Raw genomic sequence first — 16,094 nt, forward strand, 5'->3', positions numbered from 1 at the left:
ATTCAGTAGAAAAACCACACTATGGCAGGAGGAGGACAGTCGCCAAGACAGAAAATGATCAATCTTATGTATCTCGTTTTTATTGCGATGATCGCGATGAACGTAGATAAAGAGATCTTAAATGCGTTTAAAATATTTGACGTCAAATTCACTAGTTCAAATGCGCGTTTAGAACAAGACAATCAGCTGGCAATGGCTGGTTTAGAAGAAAAAGCTACCGAGCAACCGGCTAAGTATCAACCGTTGCTAGGAAAAGCGAAAGAGGTTAAAGAAATATCAGATGAATTCTTTAACTACTTAGGAAGCATAAAAGACACACTTACAGACGGTATCGATACCAGTAGTTATGCGAACTTAGATAAAACCGCTGTTCTTGATGAACTATGGTTTACCGGAGATCGTTATACGAAACAAGGTGATGCGTTCTTAGCCAAAATCGAGAACTATAAGTCAGAAATGAAAACTGCTTTGGGTCCGGAGTTTAGTCAAGTTAATGCAATTATCGAGCGTACATTTGCTGTAGAGCCACAAATTAACAAAGACGGTAAGGAGATTGATTGGTTGCGCTATAACTTTCTGGGATATCCATTAGCGGCATCAATCACACGTTTTACACAAATGCAAAACGATGTGCGTACTGCAGAGTCAGAAGTTTATTCTTCCTTGTTGCAAGGGCAGTTGAGTAAGGATGTGTCTTTTACAAACTATCAAGCTATTGTAGTTCCAGATAAAAGTGCCTTCTTTTCAAGTGAAAATTTCAAAGGGAAAGTTATTCTTGGACGTTATGATAACTCTTTAAATTTTGAGAAGGTTATAGTGAATGGAAAAGAAATTGAGCAAACTTCAGCAGGACAAGTTGTTTTAGATTTTCCAGCAGGATCTGTAGGAGAACGTAAAATTGAAGGTGAGCTTCAGTTTAAAGAAGGTGACTCTATTGTTACGATACCTATCTTAGATTCTTACGCGGTAATAAACAAGCCTAATTCAGCTACGATTTCTGCTGATAAAATGAATGTAGTTTATCGTGGGGTAGCAAACCCAATGACTATTAGTTTTGCAGGTGTTGCCGATAATAATGTTAGCGCTAGTGCTCCCGGACTTTCAAAAGGTTCTGGTAGTAGCTATGTAATGAATCCTGGACAGGGTCGTGAAGTAACCATTAGCGTTTCTGGGACATTGGCTGACGGCACTAAAGTAAGTGACTCCAAACAATTCCGTATTAAAGATATTCCAAGTCCTATAGGTGCCGTGCGCGGGGAAGATGGGATACTAAAGATGCAACGTAATTCGTTAGAGATATCTGAGGTAAGTGCAAAACTACCTGACTTTGATTTTGAATTGAATCTTAGAGTAACCGGTTTCAAGTTTAACGTGCCAGGACAGCCTACCGTGCAAGTGAGCGGTAACAAACTAGATTCGCGCGCAAAAGATGTATTACGTAGAGCGCAACGAGGATCTACCGTTCAGATATTTGATATTGATGCTCAAATTGCAGGAAACAGCAGTTACAGACTTAAGAAAGTTTCACCTGTACTGATTGAGCTTACTAATTAAAAAAGAGATTGTATGAAAAGCCAGATGCAAGCTTTTAGCATATTATGTTTGATGATTTTAGGAGGTGCTGTTTCGGCACAAACTAATATTCTCAATGCTAAAATGCCTGGTGAAATGTTTGAGAAAACAGAAAGCCAGATTCAGCTAGATAATGATAAACCTTTGCCTTATGGCTATGTTGATAGCCGTGATGTTTTATGGGGTAAGAATACTTGGGAAATCGTTGATCTTGATGAGCGTGTAAACTTCCCATTATATTATCCGGTAGATACCAATAATATTGGTTCTGATAGAAGATCATTATATGATGTTCTTGTGAAAAATGTAAAGGAAGGAAAGCTTGACATCTATGCCGATTCATACTTTAATCAAAAAATCGAATTGAATGATATTGCCGCAGCAATGTCTCGTGTAGATACTACAGATCTAGGGATCGAGCAAATCAATGCCGGTTATGAAGTTGATGAGCAATACATTGATCGCAGAGATATTTCAGCAGCTGATATTGAGCAGTACTGGATTCGAGGGTATTGGTATTTTGACAAGCGTCAAGGAGAGTTGAAGTATCGTTTGATTGGGTTAGCTCCTGTGGCTCCTGATGTAAACTTTATTGATGATGAAGATCCTGTAATGGTACCATTATTTTGGGTTTGGTATCCTACTGCTCGTGAAGTTTTACATGAAGCTAAGGTATTCAATCCGCAAAACTCTGCACAGCCTATTTCTTTTGATCACATCTTGAACTCACGACGTTTTAATGGGGTAATCTATCAAGTAGATAATATTCAAGGAGACCGACAGGTTAAAGAGTATATCGCAGATAATGCGATGATGCAATTGTTAGAATCGCAACGTATCAAAGAGCAAATAAGAAACTTTGAAATCGATATGTGGAATTATTAATTGCACATTCGAGATAAAATAAAAACGCCTTTTTTAAGGCGTTTTTTTATACCCTATTTTTACCAGATGAAGCAAGTTGATTACATTATTGTAGGTTTCGGTCTCGCCGGGATGGCTTTCGCAGATCTTTTAGAACGCAAGGGGCACAGTTTTACTATTATAGATAAGCAAACGGATGCCGCAAGTCGGGTTGCTGCGGGTTTGATCAATCCGGTGATTCTAAAGCGCTATACGATGCCGTGGCAGGGCGAAATGCAGTTTGATTTAGCGAATGCCTTCTTTAATGATTTAGCTTCGCGATTACAGGTTGAAGCAGTAAAGCAACTTCAGGTGTATAAATTGTTTTCTTCGGTTGAAGATCAGAACAATTGGTTTGAAGCTTCGGACAAACCTATTTTATCACGATTTCTCCATTCACAATTAAAAAGTGATGTTGCGCCTCAAGTGGAGGCAAAGCTGCACTGTGGTGAAGTACGTGAAACCCTTAAGATTGATATTCCGAAGTTATTAGATGTGTATAAAGCATATTTGGAAACCATAGGAGCCTATGCTCAAGAGGATTTTGAGTATGAAGCATTACAATTGCTAGGGGAGCATCAAGTGCAGTATAAAGAGATTTTGGCTAAGAAAGTCATTTTCGCCGAAGGCTACGGAATTCATAAAAATCCTTTTTTTAACAAGCTTCCGTTAGTGGGGAATAAGGGAGAATATATAGATATTCACGCGCCGGGTTTAAAACTCACTCAAGCTGTGAAAGCTTCATTTTTTTTAATTCCATTAGGCAATGATATCTATAAAGTAGGCGCGACTTTCAATTGGAAGGATAAAGATTCGATACCCACAGAAGAGGCGCGAAAGGAACTTATTGAGAAATTAAATAAGGTGCTCAAATTTGAATTTGAGGTCGTAGCACAACATGCTGCTGTGAGACCAACGACCGGTGATCGCAGGCCGCTTTTGGGCGTTCATCCACAGTATAAACAACTCGTGCTTCTTAATGGTTTAGGAACTCGCGGAACAATGATGGCACCTTACCTTGCGCAGCAACTTTATGCGCATCTTGAATTGGGTGAGGCGCTAGATGAAGAACTATCAATTATGCGTTTTCCGAAGAAGTTCTAGGTGCTTTATTTGTTTTTTCCGGATCGTAATCAAAGAAAAAATTAATCCAGATATTTCGACTTAGACGCATTATAATTGGTGCAAAAATAAATAGCGTGCCTATGATAGCGAAAAAAGCGGTGACTAGGCCTGTACCTATAAAAAAATAAGAAATTACAAATGCGGCCACCGCAAAAGCAATACCCACGGCGTAACTCACATACATAGCGCCGTAAAAAAATGAAGGTTCAATTTTATACTTGGTGTGACAATGCGAGCAGCGCTCGTGCATCTTTAAGGTAGAAGATAACTTATACGGATTGCTTTTTACATACATACTTTCCTGTTGGCAAACCGGGCAGCTGCCTGTAAAAATGCTATAGAGTGGATTTCCTTTGAAGATATTTTTCATACGGTAAAAATACGCACTTTCAAAGATTCTATACGTAACACGAGTTACCAAAACCGATTTTATTTAATGCTTTAAAGTCTCTTATTTAATGATAACTTTGCGCCTTAAAATTATGCAAGATGCTTAACATACATAACCTTTCTGTTTCATTTCAGGGAGAATATTTATTTGAAGAAGTAACCTTTAGATTAGGAGAGGGAGACCGCGTTGGACTCGTGGGTAAAAATGGTGCAGGAAAGTCAACAATGTTACGCATTATTTCTCGAGAACAAGAATATGACACGGGCCAGATCGCTACAGATAAAGATATTCAGATTGGGTTTTTAAAGCAGGATATAGATTTTGTAGAAGGTAGAACGGTGCTTGAAGAATCGTATCAAGCATTTGAGCTGATCAAAACTTTAGAAAAACGACTCGAAGAAATTAACACGCAGCTTGCAGAGCGTACCGATTACGAAAGTGAATTTTATCACGACCTGATGGTTGAGCTTAATGAAGTACAGCAGCAATACGAGATTCACGGCGGTTATAACTATCAGGGGGAGACTGAGCGTATTTTGATGGGGCTTGGTTTTAATCGTGAAGATTTTAATCGAATTACCGATACCTTTTCCGGTGGGTGGCGTATGCGTATTGAACTCGCAAAGTTGCTGCTTCAGAACAATGATGTGTTACTTCTTGATGAGCCTACTAACCACTTAGATATTGAGTCTATAATTTGGCTTGAAGGTTTTTTACGAAACTATGCCGGGGCTGTGGTGATCGTATCGCACGATAGAATGTTCTTAGATAATGTTACTAATCGTACGATAGAAATTTCGCTAGGTAAAATTTACGATTACCCAAAACCGTATTCTGAATATTTGGTCTTGCGTAAAGAGATGCGCGAGCAGCAAATGGCAGCGCAGAAGAATCAGCAAAAAGAAATTGAGCAGACCGAAAAACTCATCGAGAAGTTTAGAGCAAAGGCTTCAAAAGCGACGATGGCACAGTCACTGATCAAAAAGCTCAATCGTATGGATGTAATTGAGGTTGATGAAGATGATAATAGTGTGATGACGCTCAATTTTCCGGTTTCTGTGGTTCCCGGAAAAGTTGTGATCGAAGCAGACGGGGTTAAGAAAAGTTACGGAGAGAAAAAAGTACTTGATGGCATAGATCTTCTTGTAGAGCGTGATAGTAAAACCGCTTTTGTAGGTCAAAATGGTCAAGGAAAATCTACACTCGCTAAAATTATTGTTGACGAAATCACTCACGAAGGGACGCTAAAACTGGGTCATAATGTGCAGATAGGATATTTTGCTCAGAATCAAGCAGACCATCTTGACGGAAGCAAAACCGTGCTCGACACTATGATCGACGCAGCTAATGAGAAAAACCGAAGTAAGGTGCGAGATATTTTAGGTTCGTTTTTATTTAGAGGAGACGAAGTTGAAAAATATGTTCGCGTACTCTCAGGTGGAGAGCGTAACCGTCTGGCGTTAGCAAAATTAATGTTGCAGCCTTTTAACGTGTTGGTAATGGATGAGCCCACCAACCACCTTGACATCAAATCAAAAAATGTCTTGAAGGAGGCTTTAAAACGTTTTGAAGGTACCTTGCTAATTGTTTCGCACGACCGTGATTTTCTTCAAGGTCTAACGAATACAGTATATGAATTTAGAAATCACAAGATCAAAGAATACTTAGGCGATATTGATTATTATCTTGAAAAAAGAGCTGTTGAAAACCTTAGGGATTTAGAGAAGAAAGATCCAAAAGCAAAGGTTAAGGCGGAAACTACCGGTACTAAAGATTCCTATAAAGATCAAAAGAAAATCAAGTCGCTAAGTAATCAATTGAGTAATATAGAATCTGAAGTGAATAAGCTGGAGCGTCAGATGAAAACTATGGATGAAGAGCTTGCTGCAGATTACGAGAAAACGAGTTCAAACCCTGACTTTTTTGATAAATATCAAGCCAAAAAGAAAAAGGTAGAGCAGCTTATGGAAAAGTGGGAAAGCGTATCAATAGAATTGGAATCCTACAGCTAAAATCGCTTTTTATGCTTTTTTTAACTATTCGACTCGATTAGTCGGGTATTTTTGCGAATAGTTAATTTTTTCATAAAAGGATACAAATGCTTCAAGCTGTACGCGCTATCGTTGCTATTCTCATATTGGGCATAGCAGTCACTATAGGTTATTTTATCGCAACGCGCGATAAAGAAATGCCTACCGAAATCGTTAAAGAGGTTAAAACGGTTTTTGTAAAAGAAGTTCAAAACCGCACGGTACCCATTGTCATTCCGGCAAATGGTAATCTCACAGCAAAAAATAGACTTGAGCTTTATGCAGAAGTTCAAGGCGTTTTTAGATCTAGTGCTCACGATTTTAAACCCGGGCAGCAGTATAGCAGAGGGCAAACTTTACTCAACTTAGATGCTTCAGAATATTACGCTTCGGTGCAGGCAGCTAAGAGCGAATTATTCAATTTGATCACTTCCATAATGCCGGATTTACGATTAGATTATCCGGATTATTATGAGAAGTGGCAGCGTTATCTTGATGGTTTTGATATCAACACAAGTACGCCGGAACTTCCGGAGACCGCTTCTGAGAAAGAACGTTATTTCATAACGGGCCGCGGTATCTTTTCTTCATACTATAATGTGAAAAACTTAGAGCAACGCTTGGGTAAATATCGTATCGTAGCACCCTTCTCAGGAATCTTAACGGAAGCCTTGGTCAATAAGGGAACTTTAGTGCGCTCAGGTCAAAAGCTAGGAGAGTTTATAGATACTTCGGTGTATGAACTTGAGGTTGCTGTAAGTAAGCGCTTTAGTGATTTACTCGAAATAGGAGAAGAAGTGCGTCTTTCTGACCGAAATGACATCGAAAATTTTATGGGTAAAGTTGTGCGCATCAATGGTAGGGTAGATCAGGCTACACAAACTATAAGAGTTTTCATCGAAGTCAAAGGTTCAGAAAAGCTTAAAGAAGGTATGTATCTTCAGGCTAATCTTGAAGCAAGAGATGAACCTGATGCGATAAGTATTCCACGTCAATTGCTGGTAGACAACTCGCAGATCTATGTAGTGAAAGATAGTGTGCTGGATCTGGTAGAGATAAATCCGGTGTATTTCTCAGATAAAGAAGCCGTGATTAGTGGTCTTCCTGACGGAACAAAATACCTTTCTAAATCGGTTCCCGGTGCTTATGCAGGAATGCGGGTTAAGATTTTTGAAGATCAAGCAACACCATCAGAGTAGGCTTATGAAAAAAATTATAAGCTATTTTATAAAATACAGTGTTGCCGTAAATGTGGTGATACTCGCATTTGTGATTTTTGGAATCATCGGTATCCTACGTATGCGGTCCTCTTTCTTTCCGCTAATCGATTCACAGATCATTACGATCAGTGTAGCGTATCCGGGAGCAGCGCCTCAGGAAATTGAAGAAGGAGTCATTCTGAAAATCGAAGATAACCTTAAAGGACTTGTAGGAATAGATCGTGTAACCTCTACTTCTCGTGAAAATGGAGGGAGCGTAACAATCGAAATTGAACAGGGCGAGGACATTAATGTTATTCTTGCTGAAGTGAAAAATGCCGTAGATCGTGTTCCTAGTTTCCCAACAGGAATGGAGCCTTTAGTAGTCGCCAAACAAGAAGCGATACGGGAAACCATTAGTTTTGCGGTAAGTGGAGCTACGCTAGATTTAGCTACGCTGAAGCAAATTGCTCGATCTATTGAGTACGATTTACGGGCGATGGATGGAATTTCTCAAATTGAGATCACCGGTTTTCCTGAGGAAGAAATTGAGATCGCCGTTAGAGAGAATGACTTATTAGCTTACGGTCTCACTTTTCAAGAAGTGGCTCAGGCGGTTTCTAGAGCCAACATTCTTACCACAGGAGGAAATATAAAAACCGAAACGGAAGATTACCTTATTCGCGCAAATAACCGCGCGTATTATGGTAAAGAGCTTACCAATCTTATCGTTCGCGCAGATGCTGATGGTTCTCTTGTGCGTCTAAGCGATGTAGCTATTATTAGAGATCGTTTTTCAGAAACACCTAATGCTTCTTATTTCAATGGAAATTTGGCTGTAAACGTTGAGATCAGCAATACGAATAATGAAGATTTACTTCCCACAGCTGCGAAAGTCAAAGAATATATTGAAGATTTTAATGCGCGTTATGAAGCGGTACAGCTTGATATTACCTCAGATTCTTCGGTGCGTTTAGAGCAGCGTACCAAATTATTGGTGGTTAATGGAGCCGAAGGAATTTTGCTGGTACTGCTGTTTTTATCCTTTTTCCTTAATACGCGTCTGGCATTTTGGGTAGCTGCCGGTATTCCGGTAGCGTTTTTAGGAATGTTCATTTTTGCAGGAGGATTCGGAGTTACCATAAATGTGCTTTCCTTGTTTGGGATGATTATCGTGATCGGGATTTTAGTAGATGATGGGATCGTGATTTCCGAGAATATTTACCAGCATTACGAGATGGGTAAAACACCTATTCGTGCTGCGATTGATGGTACTTTAGAAGTGATTCCGCCTATTATCTCAGCGATCATTACTACGGTATTGGCGTTTTCAACTTTTTTATTTTTAGATAGTAGAATAGGTGAATTTTTCGGCGAAGTTTCAACAGTGGTTATTCTTACATTGGTCGTTTCGCTAGTCGAGGCTTTGATCATTTTACCGGCGCATATTGCTCACAGTAAAGCCTTGGTTCACGAGTCTGAAATTGATATTGCATCAAAAAAAGGCATTGACAAGTTTTTGTATAAGCTGCGTTTCTTCAATGAAAAAGGAGATCAGTTTATGAGCTATATGCGTGATAAGCTCTATGCGCCTACACTGACGTATGTGCTAAAAAATCAACTGCTGGCGTTCTGTATTCTTCTAGCAATGCTGGTACTGACCATAAGTTCGATTATGGGTAGTGTGGTAGGAGTGACGTTATTTCCTAGTGTGGCGAGTGACACGGTTAGGATCGAATTACTTATGCCCGAAGGTACTAATCCAGAGCGCACAGACAGTATCATCACGATGGTGGAGGACGCTGCCTGGAGGGTAAACGAAGATTTTACCGCAAGACAAACAGATCAAATGCAAGTGGTAGAAAATATCATAAAGCGCGTAGGTCCCGGAAATAATAAAGCTTCTTTACGTATCAATTTGCTTCCCGGTGAATACAGAGATTTTGCATCACCAGATATTACTAATGCGATTCGGGATGAAGTAGGGCCTGTTTTTGGTGTAGAGCGGCTAACCTTTGGTTCTGGTGGGAATTTTGGAGGTAGTCCTATTTCGGTTTCTTTGTTAGGCAATAATACGGAAGAACTTGAGGCTGCAAAAGAAGAATTGCGAGCGCAGTTAGAGGATAATATTTTACTTAGAGACGTAGTAGATACAGATCCTGAGGGAATTAAAGAAATACAAATTCAACTGAAAGAGACTGCTTATGCACTTGGGCTTAATCTAAACAGTGTGATGGGGCAGGTGCGTAGCGGATTTTTTGGAACGCAAGCACAGCGTTTTCAACGTGGTCAAGATGAGATACGGGTTTGGGTACGTTATGATCGCAGTGATCGTAGCAGCCTAAATGATCTAGATGATATGCGTATTGTGACTCCAACGGGAGATCGCATCCCATTGCGTGAGATCGCGACATACACCATATCAAGAGGCGATGAGTCTATTAGCCATTTAGAAGGACAGCGCGAAATTCAAGTCAATGCAGATATGGCTGATCCTAACGGAAGTGTAACAGATATTATGGCTGATATTCAGCAAAATGTAATGCCTGAGATTCTTTCAAAATACCCTACGATTTCGGTTTCTTATGAAGGTCAAAATCGCGAGGCAGAAAAATTGAGTAATTCGGCGAATAAAGTAGTTTGGGTGATTCTGTTCTTGATTTATGCGACCATTGCGTTTACCTTCCGCAGTTATAGTCAGCCGTTCTTGTTGCTTTTTATGATTCCGTTCAGTATCATAGGAGTTGCTTGGGGGCATTATTTTCACGATTTCCCTATCAATGTGCTTTCAGCATTGGGGATTATCGCTTTGATCGGGATTATGGTTAACGATGGTCTCGTGCTCATAGGTAAATTAAATGGTTCGCTTAAAGCTGGCGTTAAATTTGAAGAAGCCTTGCTAGATGCCGGTAAATCACGTTTTAGAGCAATCTTCTTGACGAGTATTACTACTATTGCAGGTTTGGCACCGCTGCTTTTAGAAAAGAGTAGGCAAGCTCAATTTTTAAAGCCTATGGCGATTTCCATTTCCTACGGAATAGGAGTAGCGACAATTCTAACATTACTTATGCTGCCGTTATTGCTTTCTATCTCAAATACAATCAAAACCAAAGCAGCTTGGGTACGTACCGGAAAAGAACCAAGCAGAGAAGAAGTAGAACGAGCTATAAAAGAATTAAAAGAGCAAGATGAAGCGCACTAGATTACAATTTACATTGCTTTCCTTGTTATTCGTTTTACAAGGAGTTGTTGGAGTAGCTCAAGAGCAAGTATTGTCTAAAGCAGAAGCAATAGCACAGACTTTAGAAAATAACTATAACATTGCGGTTGCCGGTAACTCGGTCTTGATCGCTGAGAATAATGCAGATCTTCTGAATTCAAATTATCTACCTACGGTTTTTGGCCTGGCTGGGACCAATTACAGCGTGCAGGATCAAAGCACAGATCGTGATGATGGTGGTTCTTTTGACCTAAATAATGCAAAGTCAGAAACGTATAATGCTTCGGTGAATTTGGAGTATACCTTGTTTGACGGTTTGGGGCGTTTGTACAATTACAGAAGTTTAAAGGAAACGTATAACCTATCTAAGCTCGAGGCTAGAGAAACCATTGAAAATACGGTGTTGCAGTTATTTTCTGTGTACTATGAAGTAGCCCGATTGACTAAAAATGTTGAGATTTTAGAGCAGACTCTTGAGATCTCTCGTAATCGTGTGAAGCGGGCGGGTTATCAATTTGATTATGGACAGAACACGAAGCTTGAGGTGCTGAATGCTGAGGTAGATGTGACTAATGATAGCATCAATCTAATGAACACACGACAGCTCTTACAAAACACTAAACGAGATCTGAATGTGGTTCTGGCCCGGGATCTTAAGGAAGGTTTTGCGGTAGATACTAATGTGGTATTTATTCCTAAAATTCAGTTAGAATCTTATATTGATATGGCTGAAGAGAACAATGTGCGCATTCTTCAAAGTGAATCTGCAATAACTTTAAGTGAATATGATATCCAATCTTCTAAAGCGCGCTTTTTACCAACGGTAGGGTTGAGCGGTTCATATGGCTGGAATCAATCTATCTCTCCTGCTTCGGCATTTTTTGGAGGAAGTACACGTCAAAATACAGGCTGGCAAGGGGGCTTAAGCTTACGATGGAATCTTTTTGATGGTGGTACAAGTATCACGCAGTTTAAGAATGCTAAAATCGCCAAAAACAATCAGGAATTACTTAAGCAGCAAATCAAACTTGAAGTGGCGCGTGATGTTGCTAATGCATTAGGCAATTACGAAAACCTGGTGGAAGTGTTTGAGATTCAAGAACAGAATGTAATTACCAATAAAAATAATTTTGAGCGGTCTAAAGAGCGTTTCAATCTTGGTCAGATTACTTCGATAGAATTTAGGCAGGCACAGATTAATTTGATCAACGCACAAACCAATAAAAATTTAGCTAAATATGAAGCTAAATTTGCCGAACTTCAGCTACTGCAACAGATTGGGCAATTGCTCAATATTGAATTTTAAAATGGAAGAACATTTTTTTCAGTGTCCGTATTGTTGGGAAGAAATATCGATGTTGTTAGATACTTCGGTACGGCGTCAAGTGTATGTAGAGGATTGTGAAGTGTGTTGTAATCCTATCGAACTTACAGTAGGTTATGAAGATGGCGTCTTAATGACTTTTGAGGCTGCAAGCATTGAACAATAAATTTCTATATTTGTTTAAAACCCCTCTCTGTGTTATTTGATTTCAGTCTTTCTGATAATTCTATTGGTTACATCGTAGAAGGTACGATGGATTATAAGGCCGTTCAAGAACTTAAAGGTGCAATCCTTGATAAATTTAAAAAGCACCACAGCATCAACCTCTATTTAGAAGATAACAATATTGAGCGCTTCAGTCTCGACGCGGTTTTTATTGCAGGAATTTTCCCGATGCAACACAAAAATCAATTGAATAAAGTAGCCATGGTAACCAATCGAAAATGGATTCACGCCATTGCGAATTTCAATAAAGCGGTCATAGGTAAAGACCTGCGCAACTTCACCATCGATCGCCGTATGGAAGCTATGAATTGGATAGCGAGTCAGGATTAGTCTAGCGCGGTAACGGTTTTAAGCATCCCTTCCTTTAAATTGAGCCATAAATAATTGAAGAATGATTTGTTCTGATCTCTATTTACGTCGCCAGAACCTTCTTTAAAGCCTCCTTCTTCATTTTTACTGCTCTTGGCAATAAAGATATTAGCAAGTGTTGAAACCAGCCATTTCTTGCGTTTCTTTTCCTTGTTTAAGATGCTAACTTTAAAATCATCGTAGGTCATTTGCATATCAATATGCGAACTATAATCTGTGCCATAAATCGTAAAATACGTGCGTGCTACATTTCCTGTCATTTCTACGCCTAGATTAGGGCCGGTAAACGCTTCCAATTCGTTTGCCGGTAAATGAGACAAGGTGCCTATCAATTTGAATTTATCTTGAGGATCATTGATGTCAAAATCCCAGTCGATAGTGAGGGGAGCGTGCTGCATAAAGCGCGCATCAATAGCGATAGCGGTCTTTTTTTCGCCCGAATTGTACGTGTTGCCTACATTGGTTAATGTGGCATTAAGTTGATCAAACTGAAGTTGGCCTGCTTCGGCTTCATTATTAACACGCTCAGTATATAAGATCGCGCCGTTTTGAATTTGAATCGTGTCAATCATCAAATCAAATTGCAACTCCCGCAGCATTTTAGAATACAAGGGTTTGGTGGTGTAATCATCAGCCACACGTTTGTCGCGGTAAATATTTAAAGCCGGAGTGTCAAGAGTTAATTTTGTGCTGTTAAAAAAGAATTTACCCTCGTTTTGACCATATTTTAAATCCTTAAAATGAAGCCTTTTTATTTGAAAATTGACGTGATCTCTTTCTTTATCTATGAGCTCGCTCAGCCTACTACGGGAGACCTCTGTGAGTAATTGTGCTTCCAGTAATTCTAAGGCGCTGCCATTCCATTCCAGATGGCCAATCTTTAATGCATCAAAGGAATTCATTTTAAAGTAAAGTGAGTCGGTCTTGATCAAAACATCTTCATATTCAAATGGCCGAAGAATACGCTGAGATTGTGCCGGAGTCACGTTTTTTAAACTGAAATCAAAATGTGCCGTGCGCAAGGCTACTTCGGCAGATTCAGGTTTTAAGATCTGTATATAATCTGCGGTAAGCTGAAAATCTTTGATTTTAAATTTTCGGTCTAATTTTTCAGCAGCAATGGGATTGTTAAGGCTGTCTTTGTCCTTAGATTTCTTTTGTTCCTTCTTTTTGGGTTGTCTGTAGTGTGTAAGAGTGTCGGCGTGAATCTTGACCTCATTAAAGTAAATGTCTTTGCTTTTAAAGTATGTCCAATGATTAAAACCGGTAAGTTTTACGGTTGCATTTTTTACTTCGCTTTTAGGTACAGTATCCGTAATATTTATGCGCACCGTGGCGTTGGTCAAACTGGCATTTCCTTGCCAGCTGTCTATTTCTAAATCTTTATATTCTAAGGAAAGGGATTGCGGTAATTCGTTTTCAATTATTCCTTTTAATTGATTTTCTAGATACGTGTTGAGGTAAATTGCAGCCGCTCCCAGCAATACAATTAAAATTAAAAGGCCAATTAAAAATTTTTTCATCTTGATAAAGATATCTAATAGTCAGCCTACTAAATGTTATTGAAACGATAATATTACAGGAGTGAAAAAAAACTTTTCAAAACCCCTTGTGAGAACAGAAAAAGGGTTGTATATTTGCCGTCCAATATCGCGGGATAGAGCAGTAGGTAGCTCGTCGGGCTCATAACCCGAAGGTCACTGGTTCGAGTCCAGTTCCCGCTACTAGCAAAGACAAGGCTTCACAGAAATGTGAAGCCTTTTTTTATGGACTGGGTACAACATAGGTACAACATTTTGCCGTTTTTGATGGTGATATATATTTTGATATTATTTAGTGTCGTTTAATGTTGATCAATGCTAAAACAAACCGCAAAACTTTTATGGATGCAACATAAAGTTCAAATCTTTTAGCTTTTTGAGTGATGGAGTCAGTTTTTTGGAATGAAAGGTTTTTTCTTTTGGTAATAATAAATAGCTATTGATTAAATTTATATCAAAACAGAAGATTTATGCCAATCGATATAGAACAAAAGTCAAGAGAACTTAAGGAATATGTTAGTGTTTATGACACTAAAACTTTTTTGGGAGATTTAAGTACTTTGTTATTAATGGTGCCTATGCAACATTTACCAGAGAGTATAATTGGTTTGGTAGCTCCTCAACGACAAATTTTCTATTTAGCAGGGTTACATTTAACCTCTGAAAAAAAAGAAAATGCAGGGTTAAAATATCAATATACTCCAGAAGAATGGGAACAAATAAAAGCACTGCTAATAGAAATCGAACAAGGGTATGAAGAGCATTTTTATCCTACATCAGATACAAATATTGATGATTTATGGCTAGAACAACGTAAAGTGGGATTGTTGTACCATTTGAATTATTTTAATCAAGGAGATTTGAATTATGAAGAGCAAATTATAGAAAGAATAAAAGTTTACTTTACTCCGTTTGATAGGGAAATCAGAAATCATTTTGGTTTAAGTGTTGAAGATTTTATTTCGATCTACCTTTTTTTAGACGAAATGTTGCATCAAAAATTAAATACAGTATTTGCTAAGGAAGATGAGCATACTTGGGATGATATATCTATTGAACAATTTGCAGAAGGTATAATGAACCCAATAAAAATGAAAGAATTGGCACCACCATCTTATATTAGAATGTCGGAAAGTGTTATGGATCCTGGTAAAAAATATCGATTTACTATTAAAGAACTGTCGGAACATTTTGATGAAGATATTATAAAAGCATTTGTTAGCATACTTAGTTATAAAAGACAGGTCACAGAATATCTATTTTATACAGAAAGTAATCCATATTTTAGCCACCCTATTTTCGAAAGCGATGATGGTTCATATCAATCTATAGATATAAAACAAATTATTATTGCAATATATAATAGGTTGTTAAACTATATAACTGGTTTGAATATCGTTGATGAAAAATTTTATAAGCATCGAGGAGTTAAATTGGAAAATAAAATTGTAAAGCTTTTCAGGTCTGTATTTGGAAATGATATAAAGGTATATCAAGGCTACTATACCGAGTTAGGGAATGAACAAGATATACTTATATTATATAAAGGAATTGCTTTAATTATTGAGGCTAAAGCTTCAAAACGAAGAGAACCTCGCTCTGATCCAGATAAAGCATATGACCTTATTAAAAAAAATTTTGATAAGGTTATACAGAAGGGATATGATCAAGCATATAGAGTAAAAAAGAGATTTATTAATGGTGATACAATCAAAATATATAGCGATTTAGCTTTAATTGATGAAATTGCTCAAATAAAAACCAAGAATTATCATCACGCCTTTAGTTGTATTGTTACCCTGGAAAGATTTGGTCAAATACAAACTGATTTAAATGATTTATTGGTAATTGAAGATGATGATGAATTTCCATTATCTATTTGTATTGATGACTTAGAGGTGTTTCTTTTAGCCTTTAAAAAACGTGGTTCAAAATTCAGTGAGTTACTAAGATATTTTGATGCAAGAGAATATTTGCACGGAGGTTTGTTATGTAGTGATGAACTGGAAATATGTGGTGCTATTATAACAAAAACTTTAACCGATAAAATTTTAAAATCTGATGAACCAATTAGAACAGATCCTGATCACGCACAACTATTTGATGATTACTACGCAAAAGGACTAGGTTTTGAAAATGAAATCAATCTTGAACGTAAAACTAGTGGTAAATTTTTAAATATGTTTAGGTGATTC

The 16,094-nt window shown here is 38.2% G+C and carries 12 protein-coding genes and 1 tRNA gene; 11 read left to right on the forward strand and 2 right to left on the reverse strand.

Annotation, left to right across the window (positions count from 1 at the left end; genetic code table 11):
* Positions 1–21: 21 nt before the first annotated feature.
* The 3 genes from porM to LDL79_RS10855 all read left to right on the forward strand — a co-directional run bounded on the left by porM (position 22) and on the right by LDL79_RS10855 (position 3,579).
* Positions 22–1,554, forward strand: a complete 1,533-nt coding sequence (gene porM / locus LDL79_RS10845) for a type IX secretion system motor protein PorM/GldM (protein ID WP_225597717.1) — start codon at positions 22–24, stop codon at positions 1,552–1,554.
* A 12-nt stretch (positions 1,555–1,566) separates the two neighbouring features.
* Complete coding sequence (gene porN, locus LDL79_RS10850; RefSeq protein ID WP_225597718.1) at positions 1,567–2,457, forward strand: type IX secretion system ring subunit PorN/GldN; 891 nt, start codon at positions 1,567–1,569, stop codon at positions 2,455–2,457.
* Between the two features lie 66 nt (positions 2,458–2,523).
* Positions 2,524–3,579 carry an NAD(P)/FAD-dependent oxidoreductase gene (locus LDL79_RS10855; RefSeq protein WP_225597719.1) on the forward strand — a complete coding sequence of 352 codons (1,056 nt, stop codon included), beginning with the start codon at positions 2,524–2,526 and terminating at the stop codon, positions 3,577–3,579.
* Here LDL79_RS10855 and LDL79_RS10860 read toward each other — a convergent pair.
* The gene (locus LDL79_RS10860) at positions 3,554–3,970 is read right to left on the reverse strand and encodes a DUF983 domain-containing protein (RefSeq protein ID WP_167596203.1); all 417 of its coding nucleotides are present in this window, start codon (positions 3,968–3,970) and stop codon (positions 3,554–3,556) included. The genes LDL79_RS10855 and LDL79_RS10860 overlap by 26 nt on opposite strands.
* Before the next feature lie 119 nt (positions 3,971–4,089).
* Between LDL79_RS10860 and LDL79_RS10865 the strand changes: the two genes are divergently transcribed.
* The 6 genes from LDL79_RS10865 (at position 4,090) to LDL79_RS10890 (ending at position 12,319) form a co-directional block, all read left to right on the forward strand.
* Positions 4,090–6,003 (forward strand): ABC-F family ATP-binding cassette domain-containing protein, encoded by a 1,914-nt coding sequence (locus LDL79_RS10865; RefSeq protein ID WP_225597720.1) that lies wholly within the window; start codon positions 4,090–4,092, stop codon positions 6,001–6,003.
* Positions 6,004–6,089: 86 nt separating this feature from the next.
* Positions 6,090–7,220: an efflux RND transporter periplasmic adaptor subunit gene (locus LDL79_RS10870; protein ID WP_225597721.1), complete on the forward strand. Its 1,131-nt coding sequence runs from the start codon at positions 6,090–6,092 to the stop codon at positions 7,218–7,220.
* A gap of 4 nt (positions 7,221–7,224) precedes the next feature.
* Positions 7,225–10,422 carry an efflux RND transporter permease subunit gene (locus LDL79_RS10875; protein WP_072984279.1) on the forward strand — a complete coding sequence of 1,066 codons (3,198 nt, stop codon included), beginning with the start codon at positions 7,225–7,227 and terminating at the stop codon, positions 10,420–10,422.
* Positions 10,409–11,746: a TolC family protein gene (locus LDL79_RS10880; protein WP_167596207.1), complete on the forward strand. Its 1,338-nt coding sequence runs from the start codon at positions 10,409–10,411 to the stop codon at positions 11,744–11,746. Before LDL79_RS10875 ends, LDL79_RS10880 begins: the two co-directional genes overlap by 14 nt.
* Before the next feature lies 1 nt (position 11,747).
* A complete protein-coding gene (locus tag LDL79_RS10885; protein WP_225597722.1) occupies positions 11,748–11,930 on the forward strand; it encodes a CPXCG motif-containing cysteine-rich protein in 183 nt (60 codons plus the stop codon).
* Between the two features lie 29 nt (positions 11,931–11,959).
* Entirely contained in the window at positions 11,960–12,319 is a 360-nt protein-coding gene (locus LDL79_RS10890) for a SpoIIAA family protein (RefSeq protein WP_225597723.1), read from the forward strand.
* On the opposite strand, the gene LDL79_RS10895 is transcribed toward LDL79_RS10890, so the two are convergent.
* On the reverse strand, positions 12,316–13,881 hold the full coding sequence (locus LDL79_RS10895) for a DUF748 domain-containing protein (protein WP_225597724.1): 1,566 nt from the start codon (positions 13,879–13,881) through the stop codon (positions 12,316–12,318). The genes LDL79_RS10890 and LDL79_RS10895 overlap by 4 nt on opposite strands.
* Positions 13,882–14,009: 128 nt before the next feature.
* Between LDL79_RS10895 and LDL79_RS10900 the strand changes: the two genes are divergently transcribed.
* Both LDL79_RS10900 and LDL79_RS10905 read left to right on the forward strand, forming a co-directional pair.
* A tRNA-Met gene (locus LDL79_RS10900) sits at positions 14,010–14,082 on the forward strand.
* Positions 14,083–14,369: 287 nt separating this feature from the next.
* Positions 14,370–16,091 (forward strand): hypothetical protein, encoded by a 1,722-nt coding sequence (locus LDL79_RS10905; protein WP_008613700.1) that lies wholly within the window; start codon positions 14,370–14,372, stop codon positions 16,089–16,091.
* Positions 16,092–16,094: the final 3 nt, after the last annotated feature.

Origin of the sequence: Leeuwenhoekiella palythoae (assembly GCF_020310025.1) — a bacterium.
GTDB classification, from domain to species: Bacteria; Bacteroidota; Bacteroidia; order Flavobacteriales; family Flavobacteriaceae; genus Leeuwenhoekiella; species Leeuwenhoekiella palythoae.